The sequence below is a fragment of the Pantoea sp. YR525 genome (genome assembly GCF_900116775.1).
Taxonomy (GTDB): Bacteria; Pseudomonadota; Gammaproteobacteria; order Enterobacterales; family Enterobacteriaceae; genus Pantoea; species Pantoea symbiotica.
In genome coordinates this window covers 177,530-200,090 of the sequence record NZ_FPBU01000005.1, presented here as the reverse complement: position 1 = coordinate 200,090, position 22,561 = coordinate 177,530, and the positions used below count along the sequence as shown (strand labels likewise).

Annotated in this window: 19 protein-coding genes; 12 read left to right on the top strand and 7 right to left on the bottom strand. The window is 57.6% G+C overall.

Annotated features, from left to right (window positions below; all coding sequences use genetic code 11):
• Positions 1-2 precede the first annotated feature (2 nt).
• The 7 genes from uca to urtE all read left to right on the top strand — a co-directional run bounded on the left by uca (position 3) and on the right by urtE (position 9,889).
• On the top strand, positions 3-3,620 hold the full coding sequence (gene uca / locus BM323_RS12150) for an urea carboxylase (RefSeq protein WP_008108701.1): 3,618 nt from the start codon (positions 3-5) through the stop codon (positions 3,618-3,620).
• Positions 3,621-3,629: 9 nt separating this feature from the next.
• Positions 3,630-4,328 carry a GntR family transcriptional regulator gene (locus tag BM323_RS12145; protein WP_008108704.1) on the top strand — a complete coding sequence of 233 codons (699 nt, stop codon included), beginning with the start codon at positions 3,630-3,632 and terminating at the stop codon, positions 4,326-4,328.
• 28 nt (positions 4,329-4,356) lie between these two features.
• The gene (urtA, locus tag BM323_RS12140) at positions 4,357-5,625 is read left to right on the top strand and encodes an urea ABC transporter substrate-binding protein (RefSeq protein ID WP_008108706.1); all 1,269 of its coding nucleotides are present in this window, start codon (positions 4,357-4,359) and stop codon (positions 5,623-5,625) included.
• Between the two features lie 138 nt (positions 5,626-5,763).
• The gene (gene urtB / locus BM323_RS12135) at positions 5,764-7,329 is read left to right on the top strand and encodes an urea ABC transporter permease subunit UrtB (protein ID WP_008108708.1); all 1,566 of its coding nucleotides are present in this window, start codon (positions 5,764-5,766) and stop codon (positions 7,327-7,329) included.
• Positions 7,329-8,405 (top strand): urea ABC transporter permease subunit UrtC, encoded by a 1,077-nt coding sequence (urtC, locus tag BM323_RS12130; protein ID WP_008108709.1) that lies wholly within the window; start codon positions 7,329-7,331, stop codon positions 8,403-8,405. The genes urtB and urtC overlap by 1 nt, the downstream gene beginning before the upstream one ends.
• On the top strand, positions 8,398-9,189 hold the full coding sequence (urtD, locus tag BM323_RS12125) for an urea ABC transporter ATP-binding protein UrtD (protein WP_061718176.1): 792 nt from the start codon (positions 8,398-8,400) through the stop codon (positions 9,187-9,189). The genes urtC and urtD overlap by 8 nt, the downstream gene beginning before the upstream one ends.
• A 1-nt stretch (position 9,190) precedes the next feature.
• On the top strand, positions 9,191-9,889 hold the full coding sequence (gene urtE, locus BM323_RS12120) for an urea ABC transporter ATP-binding subunit UrtE (RefSeq protein WP_008108711.1): 699 nt from the start codon (positions 9,191-9,193) through the stop codon (positions 9,887-9,889).
• A gap of 245 nt (positions 9,890-10,134) precedes the next feature.
• On the opposite strand, the gene BM323_RS12115 is transcribed toward urtE, so the two are convergent.
• From BM323_RS12115 to rbsK, 3 genes are read right to left on the bottom strand one after another with little or no spacing between them, the layout of a single operon-like run.
• Positions 10,135-11,148, bottom strand: coding sequence for an aldose 1-epimerase family protein (locus BM323_RS12115; RefSeq protein ID WP_008101744.1), 1,014 nt, complete (start codon positions 11,146-11,148; stop codon positions 10,135-10,137).
• Positions 11,145-12,470, bottom strand: coding sequence for an L-fucose:H+ symporter permease (gene fucP, locus BM323_RS12110; RefSeq protein WP_008101752.1), 1,326 nt, complete (start codon positions 12,468-12,470; stop codon positions 11,145-11,147). The genes BM323_RS12115 and fucP overlap by 4 nt, the downstream gene beginning before the upstream one ends.
• Before the next feature lie 9 nt (positions 12,471-12,479).
• Positions 12,480-13,397 (bottom strand): ribokinase, encoded by a 918-nt coding sequence (gene rbsK, locus BM323_RS12105; RefSeq protein ID WP_008101755.1) that lies wholly within the window; start codon positions 13,395-13,397, stop codon positions 12,480-12,482.
• Between the two features lie 360 nt (positions 13,398-13,757).
• On the opposite strand from rbsK, the gene deoR reads away from it, so the two are divergent.
• The 4 genes from deoR (at position 13,758) to BM323_RS12085 (ending at position 17,205) form a co-directional block, all read left to right on the top strand.
• Positions 13,758-14,522 carry a DNA-binding transcriptional repressor DeoR gene (deoR, locus tag BM323_RS12100; protein WP_008101762.1) on the top strand — a complete coding sequence of 255 codons (765 nt, stop codon included), beginning with the start codon at positions 13,758-13,760 and terminating at the stop codon, positions 14,520-14,522.
• 194 nt (positions 14,523-14,716) lie between these two features.
• Complete coding sequence (ettA, locus tag BM323_RS12095; protein WP_008101764.1) at positions 14,717-16,384, top strand: energy-dependent translational throttle protein EttA; 1,668 nt, start codon at positions 14,717-14,719, stop codon at positions 16,382-16,384.
• A 51-nt stretch (positions 16,385-16,435) separates the two neighbouring features.
• Positions 16,436-16,603, top strand: coding sequence for a YhfG family protein (locus tag BM323_RS12090; protein WP_008101765.1), 168 nt, complete (start codon positions 16,436-16,438; stop codon positions 16,601-16,603).
• 5 nt (positions 16,604-16,608) lie between these two features.
• Complete coding sequence (locus tag BM323_RS12085; protein ID WP_008101766.1) at positions 16,609-17,205, top strand: putative adenosine monophosphate-protein transferase Fic; 597 nt, start codon at positions 16,609-16,611, stop codon at positions 17,203-17,205.
• Positions 17,206-17,239: 34 nt separating this feature from the next.
• On the opposite strand, the gene nadR is transcribed toward BM323_RS12085, so the two are convergent.
• The 3 genes from nadR to serB form a co-directional block, all read right to left on the bottom strand.
• Positions 17,240-18,466 carry a multifunctional transcriptional regulator/nicotinamide-nucleotide adenylyltransferase/ribosylnicotinamide kinase NadR gene (gene nadR, locus BM323_RS12080; protein WP_008101769.1) on the bottom strand — a complete coding sequence of 409 codons (1,227 nt, stop codon included), beginning with the start codon at positions 18,464-18,466 and terminating at the stop codon, positions 17,240-17,242.
• A 105-nt stretch (positions 18,467-18,571) separates the two neighbouring features.
• A complete protein-coding gene (radA, locus tag BM323_RS12075) occupies positions 18,572-19,957 on the bottom strand; it encodes a DNA repair protein RadA (RefSeq protein ID WP_007886867.1) in 1,386 nt (461 codons plus the stop codon).
• Between the two features lie 13 nt (positions 19,958-19,970).
• The gene (gene serB / locus BM323_RS12070) at positions 19,971-20,948 is read right to left on the bottom strand and encodes a phosphoserine phosphatase (protein ID WP_008101772.1); all 978 of its coding nucleotides are present in this window, start codon (positions 20,946-20,948) and stop codon (positions 19,971-19,973) included.
• Positions 20,949-21,055: 107 nt separating this feature from the next.
• On the opposite strand from serB, the gene BM323_RS12065 reads away from it, so the two are divergent.
• On the top strand, positions 21,056-21,736 hold the full coding sequence (locus tag BM323_RS12065; RefSeq protein WP_008101775.1) for a YtjB family periplasmic protein: 681 nt from the start codon (positions 21,056-21,058) through the stop codon (positions 21,734-21,736).
• Between the two features lie 136 nt (positions 21,737-21,872).
• On the opposite strand, the gene yjjG is transcribed toward BM323_RS12065, so the two are convergent.
• Positions 21,873-22,556 (bottom strand): pyrimidine 5'-nucleotidase, encoded by a 684-nt coding sequence (yjjG, locus tag BM323_RS12060; protein ID WP_008101778.1) that lies wholly within the window; start codon positions 22,554-22,556, stop codon positions 21,873-21,875.
• Positions 22,557-22,561 lie beyond the last annotated feature (5 nt).

The window sequence follows — 22,561 nt, the reverse complement described above, 5'->3', positions numbered from 1 at the left end:
GCATGTTCAGCACCGTTCTGATTGCTAACCGTGGCGAAATCGCCTGCCGCGCCATTCGCACCTTAAAACGCCTCGGCGTGAAAAGCGTTGCCGTCTATTCCGATGCCGATCGCAACGCGCGCCACGTCAAAGAAGCTGACGTCGCCATCGCCCTCGGCGGTGACAAAGCCAGCGACAGCTATTTACGCATCGATAAAATCCTCGCCGCCGCACAGGAGACCGGTGCGGAAGCCATCTGGCCGGGCTACGGTTTCCTGTCAGAAAGCCTGCCGTTTGCCGATGCCTGTGAAAAAGCCGGCATCGCCTTTGTCGGCCCAACCGCGCAACAGATTGGCGAGTTTGGCCTGAAACACCGCGCGCGTGAGTTAGCCGCCAGCGCGGGCGTGCCGATGACGCCGGGAACGCCGCTGCTGAGTTCGCTGGAAGAAGCCTTAAGCGCCGCCGACACCATCGGCTATCCGGTGATGCTGAAAAGTACGGCGGGCGGCGGCGGCATTGGCCTGACGCGCTGCGCCGACGCCGATGCGCTGGGCAATGCGTGGGAAAGCGTGCGCCGTCTGGGCGAGCAGTTCTTCAGCGATGCAGGCGTGTTTTTAGAACGCTGCATCGACCGCGCGCGCCACGTCGAAGTGCAGATTTTTGGCGACGGCAGCGGCAAAGTGATCGCGCTCGGCGAACGCGACTGCTCGTTGCAGCGCCGCAACCAAAAAGTGGTGGAAGAGACGCCGGCACCCAATCTGCCGCAGGCAACGCGTGAAGCGCTGCTCTCTTCCGCGGTACGCCTCGGCGAGCTGGTGAACTATCGCAGCGCCGGTACCGTGGAATATATCTACGACGCTGAGCAAGATGCGTTCTACTTCCTTGAAGTGAACACCCGCTTGCAGGTGGAACATCCGGTCACCGAATGCGTTACCGGCCTCGATTTAGTCGAGTGTATGCTGAAAGTGGCCGCTGGCGATGCCATCGACTGGGCGCGTCTGCAACAGGCTCCGCAAGGCGCATCGATTGAAGTGCGTATCTACGCTGAAGATCCGCTGAAAAACTTCCAGCCAAGTCCAGGCGTGTTGACCGGCGTCTGTTTTCCGGATGATGTGCGCGTCGATGGCTGGATCGATACCGGCACCGAAGTCTCGGCGTATTACGATCCGATGGTCGCCAAGCTGATCGTGCATGCCGACACGCGCGAAGCGGCACTGGAAAAGATGCAGCAGGCGCTGGCCGCCACCCAACTGCATGGCATCGCCACCAACCTTGATTATCTGCGCCAGATCGTCGCCACCGACGCCTTCCGCAGCGGCAAAGTGTGGACGCGCTTCCTTGATAGCTTCACGCCCGCCGCCAGCGTGATTGAAGTGCTGCAACCCGGCACCTTCAGCAGCATTCAGGATTTTCCTGGCCGCCTCGGCTACTGGGATATCGGCGTGCCGCCGTCCGGACCAATGGACGATTTCGCCTTCCGCCTCGCCAACCGCATTGTCGGTAACCACGACAGCGCAGCCGGTCTGGAATTCACTCTGCAAGGCCCCACGCTGCGCTTCCACAGCGATGCGGTGATTGCCCTAACAGGCGCCGATTGCCCAGCCGACGTCGATGGCGAAAGCATTGCGTACTGGCAGCCCGTTAGCGTCAAAGCAGGACAAACGCTGACGCTGGGCCGTGCACAAAGCGGCTGTCGCACCTACTTAGCGGTGCGCAACGGGTTCGACGTGCCGGAATATCTCGGCAGCCGCTCCACCTTCTCCCTCGGCCAGTTTGGCGGCCACGCCGGACGCACCTTGCGCGTCGCCGACATGCTGCCAATCTCCCAGCCGCAGCTCGCCGCTTGCACCACGCCCGCACCGGTCAGTGCACCGCAGGCGCTCGATCATGCGCTGGTGCCGCATTACGGCACCGAATGGCGCATCGGCGTGCTGTATGGACCGCACGGCGCACCGGATTTCTTCACCCAGGCGGCAATTGATGAGTTCTTTGCCAGCGACTGGCAGGTGCACTACAACTCCAACCGCCTCGGCGTGCGTTTGGTGGGCCCGAAACCGACGTGGACGCGCGCCAACGGCGGCGAAGCCGGTCTGCATCCCTCCAACGTGCATGACTGCGAATATGCCATCGGCGCGGTGAACTTCACCGGCGACTTCCCGGTGATCCTGACGCACGACGGCCCAAGCCTCGGCGGCTTCGTCTGCCCGGTAACCATCGCCAAAGCTGAGCTGTGGAAAGTAGGTCAGGTGAAACCGGGCGATAAAATCCGCTTCCACCCGATCAGCGCCGACGAAGCGGTGGCGCTGGAAAAAGCCCAGGCGCACAGCGTGGCCACCCTGCGCAGCAGCCACGCGCCAGCCTTTGAGGTGCCCTCTTTAGCGGCCAGCGCTATCGGTTCCGCCACCTTGCTGGCTGCGCTCCCCGCCACGGCAACCACGCCAGCGGCGGTTTATCGCCAGGCTGGCGACAAATATGTGCTGATTGAGTACGGCGATAACGTGCTGGATCTGGCGCTGCGTCTGCGCGTGCATCTGTTGATGAATGCGCTGCGTGAACGCGCGGTGCCGGGCGTGGAAGAGTTGTCGCCGGGCGTGCGCTCTTTGCAGGTGCGCTACGACAGCCTGATTCTCAGCCAGAAACAGCTGATGCAGCTGCTGTTGGAACTGGAAGCCGGGCTCGGCGATGTCAGCCAGCTGAAAGTGCCGTCACGCATTGTCTGGATGCCGATGGCCTTCGAAGACAGTGCCACGCTCGGCGCGGTCGAACGTTACAAAGAAACGGTGCGTGCCAGTGCGCCGTGGTTGCCAAATAACGTCGACTTTATCCAGCGTATTAATGGTTTAGAGAGCCGTGAAGCGGTGCGCGACACGATTTTCGATGCCAGCTATCTGATTCTCGGCCTCGGCGATGTCTATCTAGGCGCGCCCTGCGCGGTACCGATCGATCCACGCCATCGCCTGCTGAGCTCCAAATACAGCCCGGCGCGCACCTTTACCGCCGAAGGCACGGTCGGCATTGGCGGCATGTACATGTGCATCTACGGCATGGATTCACCTGGCGGCTATCAGCTGGTGGGCCGCACGCTGCCAATCTGGAACAAGTTCCTCAAGAACGAACAGTTCTCGGCCGACGAGCCGTGGCTGCTGCACTTCTTCGATCAGGTGCGCTTCTACCCGGTAACGGAAGATGAACTGACGCAGCTGCGCGATGACTTCCGCGAAGGCCGCGCCACGGTGCGCATCGAAGAAACGGTATTCGACTTCGCCGCCCATCATCAATTCCTCGCCGAAAACGCCGCGTCGATCAGCGACTTCCGCCAGCGTCAGTCTGCCGCCTTCGAACAGGAAGTGACGCTGTGGGCGCAGGAAGAGCAGAACGCGCCGCTCACCAGCGAAGAGACATTGGTGGTGGCTGAAGCCGACGACAATGCGCTGGCGGTGTGCGCCGATATGAACGGCAACATCTGGAAAGTGCTGGTGCAGCCGGGCGACGCGGTGGAAGCCGGTCAAACGCTGATCATCGTAGAAGCGATGAAAATGGAACTGGCGATTGTCGCGCCGCAGGCAGGCACGGTGAAACGCATTGCCTGCCAGGCAGGACGTCCGGTGAGTCCGGGCGATGCTCTGCTGTGGCTGGAATAAGGAGTTTGCATGAACACGAGCCCTCGTAGCAAAGGTCGTCCGGAAGCGCTGGCCGAGAAGGTTTACCAGGCGCTGAAGCAGGACATTTTTGAGTTTCGACTGATGCCGGGCGACCGCTTCAGCGAAAACGAAATCGCCGATCGGCTGGAAGTCAGCCGCACGCCGGTGCGTCAGGCGCTGTTCTGGCTGGAGCGCGAGGGCTACGTCGAAGTGTGGTTCCGCAGCGGCTGGCAGGTGAAGCCGTTCGACTTCGAATATTTCGAAGAGCTGTACGACTTTCGCACCGTGCTGGAGTGCGAAGCGGTGCGCCGCTTGTGCGCGCTGCCCACACCGCAGTGCATCGACATGCTGACCGCGCTGAAAAGCTTCTGGATCGATGCGCCGCCGCTGGCCGATGGCAAAGCGGTTTCAGCGCAGGATGAAGCCTTCCACATGGCGCTGGTGGCCGCCGCTGGCAATCAGGAGATGGCGCGCATCCACGCCGAACTGACCGAAAAAATCCGCATCATTCGCCGTCTCGATTTTACCCGTGACGACCGCATGGAGGCGACATACCGCGAGCACGCTCAGATTTTACGGGCGATTTTCCAGCAACAAACCGAGGAGGCGCAGCGCATTTTAACCGACCACATCGCCGTCAGTAAGGCAGAGGTCAGAAAGATCACATTGCATATGTTACAGCAGGCTCGACTTCAACCCATTGAATAACAATACAAACATAGTGAGGGGTTTACTGATGAAAAGACGTTCGTTGCTCAAGGCTTTCGCGCTCTCTGCCTCTGTTGCCAGCATGGGCTTTGCCTTCGCGGCACAGGCTGCTGACACCATCAAGGTGGGCATTATGTCCTCGCTCTCCGGCACCATGGCGATCTCCGAAACGCCGCTGAAGGATGTGGCGCTGATGACTATCGATGAGATCAACGCCAAAGGCGGCGTGCTGGGCAAAAAGCTGGAACCGGTGGTGGTCGATCCGGCTTCTAACTGGCCGCTGTTTGCCGAAAAAGCGCGCCAACTGCTGACCCAGGACAAAGTGGCGGCGGTGTTTGGCTGCTGGACCTCAGTATCGCGTAAATCGGTGCTGCCAGTGTTTGAGGAGTTGAACGGCCTGCTGTTCTATCCGGTGCAGTACGAAGGCGAAGAGATGTCGCCGAACGTGTTCTACACTGGCGCCGCGCCGAACCAGCAGGCGATTCCGGCGGTGGAATACCTGATGAGTGAAGACGGCGGCAGCGCAAAACGCTTCTTCCTGCTGGGCACCGACTACGTCTATCCGCGCACCACCAACAAGATTCTGCGCGCCTTCCTGCACACCAAAGGCGTACAGGATAAAGACATCGAAGAGGTCTATACGCCGTTTGGTTACAGCGATTATCAGACCATCGTCTCCAACATCAAGAAGTTCTCTGCCGGTGGCAAAACGGCGGTGATCTCCACCATCAACGGCGACTCCAACGTGCCGTTCTACAAAGAGCTCGCCAACCAGGGCATCAAAGCCACGGATATTCCAGTGATCGCCTTCTCGGTCGGCGAGGAAGAACTGCGTGGCATCGATACCAAACCGCTGGTCGGACAGTTAGCGGCGTGGAACTACTTCGAGTCAGTTGATAACCCAACCAACGCCAAATTTGTTGCGGATTACCGCGCATACGCCAAGGCGCACAACCTGCCGAACGCTAACACCGTGGTGACCAACGATCCGATGGAAGCGACCTACGTTGGCCTGCATATGTGGGCGCAGGCGGTAGAGAAAGCGGGCACCACCGATGTGGACAAAGTGCGCGCGGCGATGGCGGGACAGACCTTTAAAGCGCCAGACGGTTTCACCCTGACCATGGATAAAACCAACCATCACCTGCACAAACCAGTGATGATTGGCGAAGTGGAAGAGAACGGTCAGTTCAACGTGGTGTGGCAGACCCAGCAACCGGTGCGCGCCCAGCCGTGGAGCCCGTACATCGCGGGTAACGATAAGAAGCCTGATCATCCGGTGAAATCAACACAGTAAGCCCTCACCCTAACCCTCTCTCGCAAGCGGGAGAGGGAATGGATCGAGCTTGCATTTGGCAGCGTCTCCCTCTCCCCGTGGGAGAGGGTCGGGGTGAGGGCATCAAACCGCACCTAACAAACCATCAGGGCCAGAACCATGACAATCCGCCGTTATCTCTGCTGTCTGCTGTTACTGCTGCCCTGGCTCGCCCAGGCGGGCGATGGCGCAGACTTCGCGGCCGCCAGCCGCACGCAACAAGCCACGCTGCTCCAGCAGTGGGCCGCCGCACCGCAGGCTAATCGCCTGCCGCTGCTGCAGGCGCTGCGCAATGAAACCGTGGTCATCGACCAAAAACAGCAGCCGTTCAGCAAACAGGGCGAGACGTTGCAGCCGCTCGACAGCGCGCAACAGCCCAGCGGCGAGACCAAAAAGCTGTTTATGAATAACCGCCTGCGCGTGCTGATCGCCAGCGCCCTCGCCGCCCACCAGTTGGTGAGCGACGATGCCGCGATCCGTTTACGTGCCGCACAACAACTGCAAAACGATGGCGTCGCTGACATGCTGCCGCTGATTGAACAGCGTCTCGTGCAGGAAACAGACGCGAAAGTGCACGACGTACTGCTCATGGCAGCGGCCAATCTGCAACTCGCCAGCCCGGATGCGGCGCTGCGCCTCAAAGCCGTCAAACTGCTCGGCGAATCCAGCGATCCCAATATGCAGGCCAGCCTCACGCGCTTGACTCAGGCCAGCAATGAGCCCGATGCCAACGTGCGTGACGCCGCCACCGCCAGCCTGAAGCAGATTAAACAGCGCCTGATGTGGGGCGATCTGCTCGGTCAGGCGTTTACCGGCCTGTCGCTGGGTTCGATCTTGTTATTAGCGGCGCTGGGCCTTGCCATTACTTACGGTTTGCTGGGCGTGATCAATATGGCGCACGGCGAAATGCTGATGCTGGGCGCCTACGCGACCTGGTTTGTGCAAAGCCTGTTCCAGCAGTTCGCACCGCAGTGGCTGGCGTGGTATCCGCTGCTGGCGCTGCCAGTGGCGTTTCTGGTCACCGCCTGCATGGGCATGCTGCTGGAGCGCACCATCATCCGCCATCTGTACGGACGTCCGCTGGAAACGCTGCTCGCGACATGGGGCATCAGCCTGATGCTGATTCAACTGGTGCGCATGCTGTTTGGCGCGCAGAACCTGGAGGTGGCGAACCCAGGCTGGCTCTCCGGCGGGCTGCAGCTGTTGCCGAATCTGGTGCTGCCTTACAACCGTATCGCGGTGATCCTGTTTGTGTTTGCCGTGCTGGGCCTCACCTGGCTGCTGCTGAATAAAACTCGCCTCGGCCTTAGCGTACGCGCCGTGACGCAGAACCGCGCGATGGCCGACTGCTGCGGCGTGCCGACCGGACGCATCGATATGCTGGCGTTTGGCCTCGGTTCTGGCATTGCCGGACTCGGCGGCGTGGCGCTGTCGCAGCTTGGCAACGTCGGGCCGGAGCTCGGTCAGGGCTACATCATCGACTCGTTCCTTGTGGTGGTGCTGGGCGGCGTCGGCCAACTGGCGGGCACCGTGGTGGCTGCCTTTGGCCTCGGCATTCTCAACAAAGTGCTGGAGCCGCAGATTGGCGCAGTGCTCGGCAAAATCCTCATCCTCGTGCTGATCGTGCTGTTTATCCAGAAACGTCCGCAGGGCCTGTTTGCCTTCAAAGGGAGGGTGATTGACTGATGAGCCAGCCAATGACGTTAACCATTGCGCGCAAAGCGCCGCGCCTGACCATCAGCCTTGGCGTGGTGATCACCGCGCTGCTGCTGGTGCTGCCGTTCTGCGCCCTGCTGCCCGCCACGCATCCGCTGGCGATCTCCACCTACACGCTGACGCTGGTCGGCAAAATTCTCTGTTACGCCGTGGTTGCGGTAGCGCTCGATTTGGTGTGGGGATACGCCGGGCTGCTGTCGCTGGGTCACGGTCTGTTCTTCGCGCTCGGTGGCTATGCGATGGGCATGTATTTAATGCGTCAGGCCTCCGGTGACGGCTTACCCGCGTTTATGTCTTTCCTCTCATGGAACGAGCTGCCGTGGTTCTGGGCGGGCACGCAACATTTTGCCTGGGCGCTGTGCCTGATCATGCTGGTGCCGGGTTTGCTGGCGCTGGTGTTTGGCTTCTTCGCCTTCCGCTCGAAAATCAAAGGCGTCTACTTCTCGATCATGACGCAGGCGCTGACTTACGCCGGCATGCTGCTGTTTTTCCGCAACGAAACCGGCTTCGGCGGCAACAACGGCTTCACCGGCTTCACTACACTGCTCGGCTTTAACGTCACCGCGACCGGCACGCGCATCGGGCTGTTTGTCGCCACGGTGCTGCTGTTGTTGGTGAGCCTCGGCATTGGCTTCGCGCTGGCACGCAGCAAGTTTGGCCGCGTGCTGACCGCCGTGCGCGATGCGGAGAACCGCCTGATGTTCGTCGGTTACGATCCCAAAGGCTTCAAGCTGTTTGTCTGGACGCTCTCGGCGGTGCTGTGCGGGCTGGCGGGCGCGCTCTATGTGCCGCAGGTCGGCATTATCAATCCCAGTGAAATGTCACCGACCAACTCGATTGAAGCGGCGATTTGGGTGGCGCTGGGCGGACGCGGCACCTTGATTGGTCCGTTGCTCGGTGCCGCCATTGTCAACGGTGCCAAAAGCTGGTTTACCGTCGCCTTCCCGGAATATTGGCTGTTCTTCCTTGGCCTGATGTTTATCCTGGTCACGCTGTTCCTGCCGCGTGGCGTGATTGGCCTGCTGCGCCGGAGGCGTGATGACTGAACAACTGTTTACCCAACCTCATCCCTCGGATCGTCATCGTGAACAAACCGATCCGGTATTGCAGCTGGAGAAGATCAACGTGTCGTTCGACGGTTTCCGCGCGCTAACCGATCTCTCGCTGAAGATCGGCGTCGGCGAACTGCGCTGCGTGATCGGCCCCAACGGCGCGGGAAAAACCACGTTGATGGATGTGATCACCGGTAAAACCCGGCCGGATAATGGCCAGGTGATCTACGACCAGGATACCGATCTCAGCAAAATGTCGCCGGTGGAGATCGCGCGTGCCGGTATTGGACGCAAGTTCCAGAAACCCACGGTTTTCGAAGCGTTAACGGTGTTTGAGAATCTGGAAATCGCGCTGAAAAACGACAAATCGGTGTGGGCCAGCCTGCGTGCGCGACTGAACGGCGAGCAGCAGGATCGCATTGATGAGGTGCTGAAACTGCTGCGGCTGGGCGGTGAACGCCAGCGCAAAGCCGGTTTGCTATCGCACGGTCAGAAGCAGTTTCTGGAAATCGGCATGCTGCTGGTGCAGGACCCGCATCTGCTGCTGCTGGATGAACCGGCGGCCGGCATGACCGATGCCGAAACCGAGTACACCGCCGAGCTGTTTCGCAGCCTCGCCGGTAAGCATTCGCTGATGGTGGTCGAACACGACATGGGCTTTGTTGAAACCATTGCCGATCACGTCACCGTGCTGCATCAGGGCCAGGTTTTGGCTGAGGGATCGTTACGCGAAGTGCAGGCGGACGATCGGGTTATCGACGTTTATCTGGGGCGTTAACATGCTGCAAGTCGCGGAACTGAATCAATATTACGGTGGCAGCCACATTCTGCGCGGCCTGTCGTTTGAAGCGAAGCCGGGTGAAATTACCTGCCTGCTGGGACGCAACGGCGTAGGCAAAACCACGCTGCTGAAATGTTTGATGGGGCTGATTCCTGCTAAGTCCGGCGAGATTCGCTGGCAGGATAAAGTGATCAACAGCCGCAAACCGCACCAGCGCGTGCAGGCGGGTATCGCTTATGTGCCGCAGGGGCGCGAAATTTTCCCGCGTCTGACGGTGGAGGAGAATCTGCTGATGGGGCTGGCGCGTTTTTCTGGCGCACAGGCCAAAGCGGTGCCGGAGGAGATTTATCAACTGTTCCCGGTGCTGCGTGAGATGAAAGCACGCCGCGGCGGCGATCTGTCGGGCGGACAGCAACAGCAATTGGCGATTGGCCGCGCCCTTGCCTGTTCACCAAAGCTGTTGATCCTCGATGAACCGACCGAAGGGATCCAGCCGTCGGTGATCAAGGAGATCGGAGCGGTGATCCGCCAGCTGGCGCAGCGCGGCGATATGGCGATCCTGCTGGTCGAGCAGTTTTACGATTTCGCCGCCGAACTGGCCGACAGCTATCTGGTGATGTCGCGCGGCGAGATCGTGCAGCGCGGCGCCGGTTCAAGCATGGAAGCCGATGGTGTACGGGGGTTAGTGGCGATTTAGTTGCACCGTTTTTCGTAGGGTGCGCATTAATGCGCACCTGGAAACCAGGTCGCCATAAATGGCGCCCCTACAAATCTGAGGTGCGGTTTATATAGGATGCGCATTAATGCGCACCTGGAAACCAGGTCGCCATAAATGGCGCCCCTACAAACCTGAGGTTCGGTTTATGTAGGGTGCGCATTCATGCGCACCTGGAGACCTGGTCGCCATAAATGGCGACCCAACGAATTGTGTATGGAATGGAATTACAAAATCCCGGTTTCAACGCTGAAATGGCGCTGTTCGCCAGGTGCCAACTCAATCAGCGTGCCGGCGCGCTGCGCTGCTTTAAAACCTTCCGGGCGGCAGGTTGACGGCAGCACATAGGCGGCGACCTGCTGATCGCGGTTATGCAGCATCCAGCGCGTGGCGTGCGGGAATTGCTGGCTGGAGAAGCGCGTCATCAGGTCAAATCCCTGCGGTGAGTGCAGTTCGAACTGCATCTCATCGCCGTACTGCTGGAGATCGTCAGCAAAGAACACGATCTCCGGATCGCACATCTCCGGCTGATCGAGTTGCTGAAACGCCTGCGGATCGCGCGCCAGTTGATCGGTATACGCGCGCCACTGCGGCGTGGGCTTGACGTGCGCCGGGATCGAGCTGCGTAGCTGGAACGCATCGGTCGGGATCGACTGCTGGAAACGGCCTTGATCCAGCCAGGCGCTGTTCAGATGACACATATACTGCAGCGGCATCGGCGCACCCGCCAGGTTGGTGACGTTCATCTCAATGTGCAGGCGCGCCGCATTGGCCTCAAGGCGCACCGCCGGTGCGGCAAGATAGTGATGGCCGAAGCCCTTCACATACTCGGTTTCGCCTTCCAGCGACACGCGATCCTCCTCCAGCACCATCCATGCGCTGTCCATGCGCGCGCAGGCCATTTCGCCGTGCAGCGGATGATCGTCGTCTTCCGCCGGGCAACCGTTGGCCAGCAGCCCGGAGTGGAAAGCAAAACAGCCGTAGGTATCAATAATCGAACTGCCGGGCAGCGGCTGCTTAAAGCTGTGGCCCATGGTCAGCGAATGGCCGTCAAAGTTGGCGTCCCACACCATCTGACCGTAAAACGGCAGCACGATCACCGTGCCGCGTGGGTTGCTGATGCGCACCGCTTCCACGCCGGCTGGATAGCGAAACAGCTCGACGTGAAACGTCTCGTTGCGCAGCAGCGTGGCGGGCGTTTCGTGAAACTGCTCACGACGTAACGGTAAACGGGTTTTCATGGCATCTCCTCGACTAAACGACCGGCCGCTTCCGCCTGTTTTTTATGACGCAGCTCGCCCCAGAAGAAGTAACCAACCCAAGCGAAACACAGCAGCGAAACGCCGAACGCCAGCTGCATCGATCCCAGATGATCGGAGACGAAGCCCTGAATCGCTGGAATAAAGGCGGCACCGACAATCGACATCACAATAAACGCGCCCGCCACTTCGGTGTATTTGTTATCGACAGTCGCCAGCGTACCGGCGTAGATCGTCGCCCAGCACGGACCAAACAGCGCACTGACAAAGATGGCGGCATACACGGCGGTAAAGTTCGGCACAAACATCACATACGCCAGCGCGAGAACGCCCAGCAGCGAGTAGGCAATCAACACTTTCTCCGCACGGAAGCGTGTCATCAGGAAGTTGGCGATAAATTTACCGATAAAGAAGCCGATAAAGCTATAAATCATAAAGTTAGAGGCATGACGTTCATTGATCGCGCCAAGCGTCAGCGCCAGACGAATGGTGAACGACCATACCGCCACCTGCATGCCGACATACAGGAACTGCGCCACGATGCCGCGTTTGAAGTGACGATTCGCCGCCAGATAGCGGAAGGTCTCGCCGAGCGACGGCAGGGATTTTTCACTGCTTTCCGGCTTGCAGCGCGGATAGCGGGTGAACAGGAACAGCAGCATCACCACCACCAAAACCATCACCAGATATTTGTACGGTTCCAGCGTGTGCTCCAGCATGGTGAGACGGAACGCATGCGCCTGTTCAGCATTCATGCCCGCCAGCTGACTTTCCAGACTGTCGCCCTCCTGGAACACCAGATATTTGCCCAGCACGATACCCATCAATGCACCGACCGGATAGAACGTCTGGCTGATATTCAGTCGCAGCGTGGCGTGATCGCGATGACCAATCATCGAGCTATAGGTATTAGCGGCGGTTTCGAGGAAGCTCAAACCGATGGCGATGGCGAAAATCGCCGCGAGGAACATGGTGTAGGTCGCCATGTGCGAAGCGGGATAGAACAGCACGCAGCCCACGATATACAGCGCCAGTCCCAGCAAAATCGCCAGTTTATAGGTGGCTTTGCGGATCACCAATGAGGCCGGAATGGCGATCAGGAAGTAGCCGCCGTAGAACGCACTCTGCACCAGTGCGCTGGCGAAATCGCTTAACGCGAACACGCTTTTGAACTGGGTGATCAGGATGTCGTTCAGACTCGCCGCACAGCCCCACAACGGGAACAGGCACGAGAGCAAAATGAACTGGAACAGCGGCGTTTTATTCAGATAGCCATCAGATTGCTGAACAATGTTCGGTTGCATAACTCGACCTCAGTGAACGTTGAGAAAACGCTGGAAGGTTTCCGCGTCGGGATAGGAGCGCTGCGTGCCGCGACCGGTCACGCTGCAGGCGGCATAAGCAGAGGCTTGCGCCATCGCGGCCGGAATATCGCCGCTTTTCACCAGCTCGTGGGCGAAGCAGCCGATAAAGGCATCGCCCGCGCCGCTGGTGTCCACCGCTTTTACCGCAGTGGGTGCAACCTGATGCACATTGTCGCCAGACATCCACAGCGAACCGCGTCCGCCCAGCGTGATGATCAGGTTTTTCAGCCCACGTTTAAGCAGCGATTGCCCCGCCAGCTTCACCTCTTCATCGGTGGTGACCGGCATACCGGTGAGGATCTCCAGCTCGGTTTCATTCGGCATGAAAAAGTCGCATTTGCAGGCGTATTCGATATTGAGATCCGCTACCGCCGGTGCCGGATTAAGGATCACTTTGATGTCGTGCTGACGGGCAAAATCAATGGCGTAATAGACGGTTTCCAGTGGGATCTCCAGTTGCAGAATGATCAGCTGGCAGCTTTTCAGCGCCTCGGCGGCGGCAGCAATATCCGCCGGTTTCAGCTGCTGGTTAGCACCTTTGATAATCAGAATGCGGTTCTGCGACTGATCGTCAACGAAGATCGGCGCCACGCCGCTGGAAGTACCTGGCGCGGTTGTGACAAAACGGGTATCAACGCCCTGCTGTTGCAGATTGGCTACGGTATTCGGCGCAAACAGATCGTCGCCGACTTTGCTCACCATCATCACGCTGGCGCCCATCTTCGCCGCTGCCACCGCCTGATTGGCACCTTTGCCACCACAGCCGATGGAAAAATCGGGTGCTTCCAGCGTTTCGCCCGCTTTAGGCAACTGATTGGTATAGGTAATGAGGTCCACCATATTTGACCCAATAACCGCAATATCCATTGTTTTCTCCCGGTGAAATTTTAACGTCATAATGTTATAAAAATCACAATATCAGGTTAATAAAGTTAATTATGTGATAAATTTCACACCTCAACATCATGACAAAAAGCCGATAAACAGCCATTCATTCATGGAAATGAATGTTATTATTCTAACAATGCAACAACATTGAGAACGAGAGCGAAGCGGCTAGAGAGCAAAATATTGGCGGCACTGCGTGAGGTTTGCGGGCCGATCTCATTACAGGTAAGATTGAAAACTGGCCTGCTGGATACGTCGCAAATCATTAAAATATGTGAGATTTATCGTGATTTTTGACCAGGCTACTTCGACTTCAGGATTAATTACGCAGAGATGATCATGGAAACCCGGCGCGACGAACGTATTCACAAGTTGGCTCAGGCGCTGAAACGCACCGATAAACTGCACCTGAAAGACGCAGCGCAGCTGCTGGGCGTGTCGGAAATGACCATCCGCCGCGATCTCACTGAACCGGCTTCAACCGTGGTGCTGCTGGGCGGCTATATCGTTAGCGATCCGAAAAGCCACGCTGGACACTATTTCATCTCCGATCAGCACGGTCAGAACGCCGCACGCAAACAGCGCCTGGCGCAGGCTGCTGCGGATCTGATCAGTGAAAATGACACGGTATTTTTTGATTGCGGCACTACGCTGCCGTACATCGTGGATGCGATCCCCGACACCTTGCCGTTCACCGCCATCTGTTGCGCGATGAACACTTTCCTGGCGCTGAAAGAGAAACCGGCCTGCAACGTGATCCTGAGCGGCGGCGAGTTCCACGCCGACAACGCGCTGTTTACGCCGATTGGCGCGCATTCGATCCTCGACGATCTCTGCCCGACGCTGGCGTTTATTTCTGCTGCAGGTATCGATCAGGAACAGGGCGCAACCTGCTACAACATCAACGAGCTGGCGATGAAGCACCACGCGATGCTGCGCGCACGTCAGCGCGTGTTAGTAGCAGACAGCAGTAAATTTGGCAAAGTGCTGCCGGCACGCATTGCTGAACTGCGCCGTTTTGATTTGCTGGTCAGCGATAGCGCGCCCGAACCGGCGCTGAAGAGTTGGCTGGCACAACAAAACATCCCGCTGCGTTTGCCATAAGTTGATGATATTGCATGTGGTCACCATAAATGGCGACCCTACAAAAGCGTGCAGATGTGTTGTAGGGTCGCCATTTATGGTGACCGATAAAGACCGCGGCAAGCCGATGTATGACGGGTATGAATAAAGGGTGAAAACAGCTAAACTTCTGTACCTAAAGTTCATAACTCACAGACCAAAAGGCTCAATCCAACGTGGCTCAATTCGTCTATAGCATGCATCGCGTCGGCAAGGTCGTTCCGCCGAAGCGTCACATCCTGAAGAATATTTCTCTTAGCTTCTTCCCTGGAGCAAAAATCGGTGTACTCGGCCTGAACGGCTCGGGTAAATCGACGCTGCTGCGCATCATGGCCGGTATCGATACCGATATCGAAGGGGAAGCTCGCCCGCAGCCGGGCATCAATGTGGGTTATCTGCCGCAGGAACCGCAGCTGAACCCGGAGCACACCGTGCGTGAATCCGTTGAAGAAGCGGTTTCAGAAGTGGTTGGCGCGCTGAAGCGTCTCGACGAAGTGTATGCGCTGTATGCCGATCCCGATGCGGATTTCGACAAGCTGGCCGCTGAACAGGGCCGTCTGGAAGAAGTGATCCAGGCGCATGATGGTCACAACCTCGATACCCAACTGAACCGTGCGGCCGATGCCATGCGTCTGCCAGACTGGGATGCCAAAATCGCCACCCTTTCCGGTGGTGAGCGCCGCCGCGTGGCGCTGTGTCGTCTGCTGCTGGAAAAGCCAGACATGCTGCTGCTCGACGAACCGACCAACCACCTGGATGCTGAATCCGTGGCGTGGCTCGAGCGCTTCCTGCACGACTTCGAAGGCACCGTTGTAGCGATCACGCACGACCGTTACTTCCTGGATAACGTGGCTGGCTGGATTCTGGAACTGGACCGCGGCGAAGGTATTCCGTGGGAAGGTAACTACTCTTCCTGGCTGGAGCAGAAAGATCAGCGTCTCGCGCAGGAAGCGTCTTCTGAAGCGGCGCGTCGCAAATCTATCGAGAAAGAGCTGGAGTGGGTGCGTCAAGGCGCGAAAGGCCGTCAGTCCAAGGGCAAAGCCCGTCTGGCACGCTTTGAAGAGCTGAACAACACCGATTACCAGAAGCGTAACGAAACCAACGAACTCTTCATTCCACCTGGCGCACGCCTTGGCGACAAAGTGCTGGAAGTGACCAATCTGAAGAAATCGTATGGCGATCGCGTGCTGATCGACGATCTCACTTTCTCGGTACCAAAAGGCGCGATTGTCGGCATCATCGGTCCGAACGGCGCGGGTAAATCAACGCTGTTCCGCATGATGTCAGGTCAGGAGCAACCGGATTCCGGCACCATCGAGCTGGGCGAAACCGTCAAGCTGGCATCGGTTGATCAGTTCCGTGACGCGATGGACAACTCCAAAACCGTGTTTGAAGAAGTGTCTGGCGGTCAGGACATTATGCGCGTGGGCAACACCGAGATGCCAAGCCGTGCTTACGTCGGTCGCTTCAACTTCAAAGGCACCGATCAGGGCAAACGCGTTGGTGAATTGTCAGGTGGTGAGCGCGGTCGTCTGCACCTCGCCAAGCTGCTGCAAGTCGGCGGCAACCTGTTGCTGCTCGATGAACCAACCAACGACCTCGACATCGAAACCCTGCGCGCGCTGGAAAACGCCCTGCTGGAATTCCCTGGCTGTGCCATGGTGATCTCGCATGACCGTTGGTTCCTTGACCGTATCGCCACCCACATCATCGATTATCAGGATGAAGGCAAGGTGGAGTTCTTCGAAGGCAACTTTACCGAGTACGAAGAGTACAAGAAACGCACCCTCGGCGCCGACGCGCTCGAGCCGAAGCGTATCAAGTACAAGCGTATGACGAAGTAATTGTTTCAAAGGTGCCAGCAATGGCACCTTTTACTCACCAAGAGGTGCGCAATGAGAAAAGATCAAAAAATTCGCTCCATGAAGCGTGAAGAGATGATTTACGAGCAAACTAAGCACGCCAATTTTATTGCCAGTTCTTCATTGGAAGGCATTGAGATCCCAAAAGAACCTGCGTTTACTTCGCTGGCGCAAGTGCGTAAGCATTTTCAGCGGAGCTAGACACCATGGATCGCTACTCTTCCTGGCGCGATCACTATTGCTATCCCGATTCTTCAGTGCTGATTAACCGCTATAACATTCGTGATAGCGAGCAACTCGAAGCGGCCGAACGCAGCGTCACTGCCCTCACTATTAGTCATATCAACCTGTTTCAACCTCCTTTTTCGTTAAATACTTTGAGCACCATTCACCACACGTTATTTGCCGAATTATATTCTTGGGCCGGCGACATTCGCGATATTGCTATTAGCAAAGGCAATACCCGCTTCTGTCAGCCCATGTTTATTCGACGCGAAGCTGAACAACTATTCCGTAAAATGGAGAACGAGAGCTGGCTAAGCGGCCTTGATCATCCCGAGTTTTGCCAGCGAATGGCATGGTATTACGGTGAACTCAACATTCTGCATCCCTTTCGCGAAGGTAATGGCAGAACGCTGCGCATCCTGTTTGAACACATAGCATTGCATGCCGGTTTTCGTATTGATTGGTCTGAATTGCGGATTGAGGATTGGCTAAAAGCCAATATTTTGGCGTATGAGATCGGGCCGGAAGCGCTAAATGCGCTTTTCTTACAGCATGTGTTTGTTTTGCCAGAGACTTGATTCAGGCGGCTTTGACACCGCCTGAGTGTGTGTTTTAACTGCCCAACATCTGCTTCACTAACTCGACGCAGCGCAGGAAGCGCGTGTCGTAGTCATCTTCTTTGACGTGAACAAACTCGATATTGTTTTCACGCAGCATGGTGATCAGCATGGTCTGGAACTCGCGGCGATCCATGGAGCTGCCGAGGCTGCGCAGTCCATCCGCCACCCAGGGCACGTTATTTTCCAGCAAAATTACCAGGTCGAAACGGTACTCATCAATTAACGCCTGCACAAACGGGTGCTCGCGTCCTTCGTACTTGAGGCAAAACGCCTGCGTGGTGATGAAATCGGTATCGATAAAGGCAACTTTACTGGCGTACTTCACGGCGAAGTCGATGTACTGCGCCTGGCCCAGCGCGATTTTGTCGTAATCGGAATACTGCAGCGCCATCTCGTCGCCACCGAGGTGAGAGAAAACATAATCGCGGCCATATTCCCATGCGCTGGTGGTATTGAAGATATTCGCCAGCTTGTTCACCAGCGTTGATTTGCCACTCGACTCGCCGCCCAGCACCGCCACGGTGCGCACGAAGAACGGCTTCACTTCGGTTGGAATGTATTCCCAGTAACGGAACGGATCCTGACGAATCTGGCCGCCGCTGATATTCATAAAGGATCGATTGGGATCGATCACCACCGCCGGAATGCCAAGGTGTTGCTCATACATGGCGGCGTCGGGTTCTTCACTGGTATAGACACAATTCGGCTCGATGCCCTGCTCAGCCAGAAAGGTTTTAACGCCGCCACTCCACACATCCCAGCCGTGCGGATAAGGTTCGATTCCCTCTTCATCGAACGAATGGATGCGGATATTTTTCTGGTATTTGAAGGTTTGCAGCAGCCAGCGTAATCGATCGCTAATGGTCGGCTGCTGCGACATGGCGCTGTTTTCAAACAGTTCGCGATCGCGCGGATCGTCGTGGCCCATGATGATATGCAGTTCATCGACCTGGCTGCAAGCGCGCTGGATCAGATAGATATGGCCGGTATGCAACGGATAAAATTTCCCGAACACCACGCCAACGGTTTTATCGCGGCGCGGAAATTCCAGGCCAAGAAAACGGTGCAGCGCTTCCAGCTTCTGCGCGCTCGGGCTTTTGATTTTGGCGTTGAGCAGCTGGCTTAAATAGCCTTTGGTCATTCCGCTGGCGTCGGCAACCTGCTGCAGCGTGTGGCCTTGCTGGCGAATGGCTGTTTTCAGGTAGTCAAATGATGACATTGCGTGCCTCCTGCGTGGAATAAAGGGCGGTGCGGCCTTTAAGACGGTGCGCATAAATGCGCACCCTACAAATGTAGGGTCGGCATTCATGCCGACCGGTAAAACTTACAACTCATCCAGAATCGCTAACGCATCCGCCAACTTCTTCGCGCTATACACCTTCATCCCTTCCACCGGCTTCTTCGGTGCATTACCGGCCGGGACGATGGCGCGCTTGAAGCCGTGCTTCGCCGCTTCGGAAATCCGCTCCTGACCGCTTGGCACCGGGCGAATTTCGCCGGCAAGGCCCACTTCGCCAAAGATAACCAGATCCTGCGGCAGCGGACGATCGCGGAAGCTCGATACCATCGCCATCAGCAGCGCCAAATCGACGCTGGTTTCGGTGACTTTTACGCCGCCGACCACGTTAACAAACACATCCTGATCCGCCATCTGCAAGCCGCCGTGGCGATGCAGCACCGCTAACAGGATCGCCAGGCGATTCTGCTCCAGCCCCACCGCGACGCGGCGTGGATTGCCCATCATCGAATGGTCCACCAGCGCCTGAATCTCGACCAGCAGCGGACGCGTGCCTTCCCACAGCACCATCACCGAACTGCCCGAGGTGATCTCATCACCGCGCGACAGGAAGATGGCTGAAGGATTGCTGACTTCGCGCATGCCTTGTTCGGTCATAGCAAACACGCCGAGCTCATTCACCGCGCCAAAGCGGTTTTTATGGCTGCGCAAGGTACGGAAACGGGAATCGGCATCGCCATCAAGCATCACCGAACAGTCAATACAGTGTTCCAGCACTTTCGGGCCGGCCAGCGAACCGTCTTTGGTGACGTGACCGACCATAATGATCGCCACGCCGCGCGTTTTGGCAAAGCGCGTCAGGTACGCCGCCGTTTCACGCACCTGCGCCACGCTGCCCGGCGAGGATTGGATCTCCGCCATGTGCATCACCTGGATCGAGTCGATTACCATCAGTTTCGGCTGCTCCTGCTCGGCGATCAGGCAGATCTGCTCGATGCTGGTTTCCGACAACATGTTGAGGTTTTCGGTGGGTAATCCCAGACGATGGGCGCGCATCGCCACCTGTTGCAGTGATTCTTCGCCGGTGACGTACAGGGTTTTCATCCCTTCCGCCAGCTTGCACATCACCTGTAGCAGCAGCGTCGATTTACCGGCGCCCGGATTACCACCAATCAAGATGGCGCTGCCCGGCACCACGCCGCCGCCCAGTACGCGGTCGAACTCTTTGAAACTGGTAGAGAAACGCGGCAGGGCTTCGAGGCTGATCTCCGACAGCTTCTGCACGCGGCTAACGCCCGCGTTACCGCCGGCATAACCACTCAGACGCTCGTTACGCGCCGCCGCAGGCGAGGCGGCAATGCGCACCTCGGTGATGGTGTTCCACGCATGGCAGGCGCTGCATTGCCCCTGCCAGCGCGGATAATCAGCGCCGCATTCGTTACAAACGAAGGCGCGTTTTGCCGCTTTGGCCAAATCAAATCCTCAGTTAACGCTCTTCGTGAATCAGGCTGCCGGTCAGGATGCAGAACAAGCCCATCAGGTCAGCATGGCGGATGATGATTTCCGTCTGCTCATTCACTTTAGGTTTAGCATGATAGGCGATACCCAGCGCCGCCGTTTTAATCATCGGCAGATCGTTGGCTCCATCGCCAATCGCCACGGTCTGTTCCGGGGCAATATTAAAGCGCTGGGCCAGATCGTTCAGGGTATCGGCTTTAAATTGGGCATCGACAATCTGTCCCAGCACCTGGCCGGTCAGCTTGCCGTCGCGAATTTCCAGCTCGTTGGCTACCGCCGCAGCTAAATGTAGCGTCTGGCGCAAATAGTCGGCGTAGAAGGTGAAGCCACCCGAAGCGATCGCCACCTGCCAGCCCAGCGCCTGCAGTTTCTGCACCAGCGTGGTTAAGCCTGGCATCAGCGGCAGCGCATCGCGCACCTGCATCAGGATATTGGCATCGGCGCCCGCCAAGGTGCCGACGCGTTCGCGCAGGCTGGCTTTGAAATCCAGCTCGCCGCGCATGGCGCGTTCGGTGACTTCCGCCACCTGCTCGCCGCAGCCCGCAAGTTTGGCGATCTCATCGATGCACTCAATCTGGATCGCGGTGGAATCCATGTCCATCACCAGCAAGCCAGGTGTTTTCAGATGCGGGATTTTGCCGAGCGGCGCCACATCAAAACCGGCTTCATGCGCCAGTTTGCTGGCGCGCGGCGTCAGCGAGCCTGCCAGACGTATCACCTGATACTCATCGACATTCCAGGCGCTGACGATCACCATCGCCGCACCCAGCTTATGCTGATAATCGGTGAGTTTTTGTTTATCGAGCCCGCGCCCATACAGCAACCAGCCAGTCCGACCGGCACGGTAATCCAGCGGCATCACTTCATCACCGCTGAGGGAAAGGGGTAAACCCGGCCAAAGTGAAACATCGGCGGGCAGATCGCACCAGGTAAGACGATTTGGCATTACAGCTCCTGTAGGGACAACAAAACCACGCAAGAGGCTACCTTGTCTGCGCGGGTTCTGGCAACATAATTGCCAGCCTTTCTGCTGTTACATCACACGGGTTTCTGATGGTTAAAACCGCACTGAAATTTCGCCTGCATCGCACGGTGATTGTTCTTATCTCGCTGGCTCTGTTAGTGGTTCTGATGCAAGGTGCATCCTGGTTTAGCCTCGGCCATCAAATGGCACGCTCTGAACAAGTGGAAGAACTGGCGCGCACGCTGACTAAACAGGTGGCGTTTAGCCTTAAACCGTTGATGGATAACAGCGACGATAACCGCACGCAGATTGCCGCGATCCTCAATCAGATGACCGATAATAGCCGCATTCTTGATGCCTCCGTTTACGCCGATGATGGCAGCCTGGTGGCGCACAGCGGTGAAAGCATTAATGTGCGCGATCGCCTGTCGCTGGATGGCAAACGCGCCGGCAGCTACTTCAACCATCAAATTGTGCAGCCGCTGGAAGGCAAAGATGGCCCGCAAGGCTTCCTGCGCGTCACGCTGGATACCCACGTGTTGGTGACGGAATCACGTCAGGTGGATAACACCACCAACATCCTGCGCCTGATGATGTTACTGGCGCTGGCCATCGGCATTATTCTGACGCGTACCCTGCTGCGTGACCGCCGCACCCGCTGGCAGCAATCGCCCTTCCTGCTGACGGCGAGCCGCACGGTGAAAGAAGATAAAGAGAAAGAGGAAGAAGAGGCGCAGACGGCAATATCAGAGACAGAAAAAGAGCGTTAACGATATCTCCGCTTTACCTCCTCAGCACCTTCATGAATAGATTCGTGAATAGATACTTGAATAGATTTTTTGCACAAAAAAGCCCGCACAGCGGGCTTCTTAGCATCATCACGATGGTAACGGTGAATAGATACTTTTAACCTTTGGTCAGAATCGCTTCCAGCTCGGCCAGCGTCTTAACCTGCCAGGTTGGCGTGATGTGATCCGGTAACGGACGCGTGCCATGATCGATCCAGCAAGTCTTCAGGCCGGCATTCATGCCGCCGAGAATGTCCGATTCCGGCGTATCGCCGACCATCAGCACGCGGCTACGATCCGGGTTGCCCAGCAACGCAAGCGTATGGTCAAAGATCGCCACGTCAGGTTTCGGTACGCCAACTTCTTCAGAAATCACCAGCGCATCAAACACATCGCGGAAACCCGTGCGCTCAAGGCGCGCCTGCTGTAACGCGGTGAAACCGTTGGTGATGATGGCGAGCTTCACCTTGCCTTTCAGCGTCTCCAGCAGATGCGCTGCGCCCTCGAGCGGCAGGCAGATATCGGCCATCGCGCTGAGGAAATCGCTGTTGAGCACTTCCGGCGCGACGCTGAGCTTTTCGCCCCACAAGGTGAAGCGGCGCGTTTGCAGTTGCAGCGCGGAAATGGTGCCGTTCTGGTAATCGACCCATAGCGGTTTATTGATCGCCTGATAATCGGTGTAATCCTGCGCGGAAAATTGCACGTCATAGCGGGCAAACATGCGCTGCAAACCGGCGTAAGCATCGAAATGGAAAAGCGTGTCGTCTGCATCAAACAGGATGCAGTCCCAATCGTTTAGCATGGTGC

What these genes read in the sequence shown, in the direction of transcription:
- urtA (WP_008108706.1), top strand. Translation starts at nt 4,357, where the DNA reads ATGAAAAGACGTTCGTTGCTCAAGGCTTTCGCGCTCTCTGCCTCTGTT.
- rbsK (WP_008101755.1), bottom strand. Translation starts at nt 13,397, where the DNA reads ATGGATATTGCGGTTATTGGGTCAAATATGGTGGACCTCATTACCTAT.
- BM323_RS12090 (WP_008101765.1), top strand. Translation starts at nt 16,436, where the DNA reads ATGAGAAAAGATCAAAAAATTCGCTCCATGAAGCGTGAAGAGATGATT.
- deoR (WP_008101762.1), top strand. Translation starts at nt 13,758, where the DNA reads ATGGAAACCCGGCGCGACGAACGTATTCACAAGTTGGCTCAGGCGCTG.
- uca (WP_008108701.1), top strand. Translation starts at nt 3, where the DNA reads ATGTTCAGCACCGTTCTGATTGCTAACCGTGGCGAAATCGCCTGCCGC.
- urtE (WP_008108711.1), top strand. Translation starts at nt 9,191, where the DNA reads ATGCTGCAAGTCGCGGAACTGAATCAATATTACGGTGGCAGCCACATT.
- urtB (WP_008108708.1), top strand. Translation starts at nt 5,764, where the DNA reads ATGACAATCCGCCGTTATCTCTGCTGTCTGCTGTTACTGCTGCCCTGG.
- fucP (WP_008101752.1), bottom strand. Translation starts at nt 12,470, where the DNA reads ATGCAACCGAACATTGTTCAGCAATCTGATGGCTATCTGAATAAAACG.
- yjjG (WP_008101778.1), bottom strand. Translation starts at nt 22,556, where the DNA reads ATGCTAAACGATTGGGACTGCATCCTGTTTGATGCAGACGACACGCTT.
- BM323_RS12065 (WP_008101775.1), top strand. Translation starts at nt 21,056, where the DNA reads ATGGTTAAAACCGCACTGAAATTTCGCCTGCATCGCACGGTGATTGTT.
- urtC (WP_008108709.1), top strand. Translation starts at nt 7,329, where the DNA reads ATGAGCCAGCCAATGACGTTAACCATTGCGCGCAAAGCGCCGCGCCTG.
- BM323_RS12085 (WP_008101766.1), top strand. Translation starts at nt 16,609, where the DNA reads ATGGATCGCTACTCTTCCTGGCGCGATCACTATTGCTATCCCGATTCT.
- nadR (WP_008101769.1), bottom strand. Translation starts at nt 18,466, where the DNA reads ATGTCATCATTTGACTACCTGAAAACAGCCATTCGCCAGCAAGGCCAC.
- urtD (WP_061718176.1), top strand. Translation starts at nt 8,398, where the DNA reads ATGACTGAACAACTGTTTACCCAACCTCATCCCTCGGATCGTCATCGT.
- BM323_RS12115 (WP_008101744.1), bottom strand. Translation starts at nt 11,148, where the DNA reads ATGAAAACCCGTTTACCGTTACGTCGTGAGCAGTTTCACGAAACGCCC.
- serB (WP_008101772.1), bottom strand. Translation starts at nt 20,948, where the DNA reads ATGCCAAATCGTCTTACCTGGTGCGATCTGCCCGCCGATGTTTCACTT.
- BM323_RS12145 (WP_008108704.1), top strand. Translation starts at nt 3,630, where the DNA reads ATGAACACGAGCCCTCGTAGCAAAGGTCGTCCGGAAGCGCTGGCCGAG.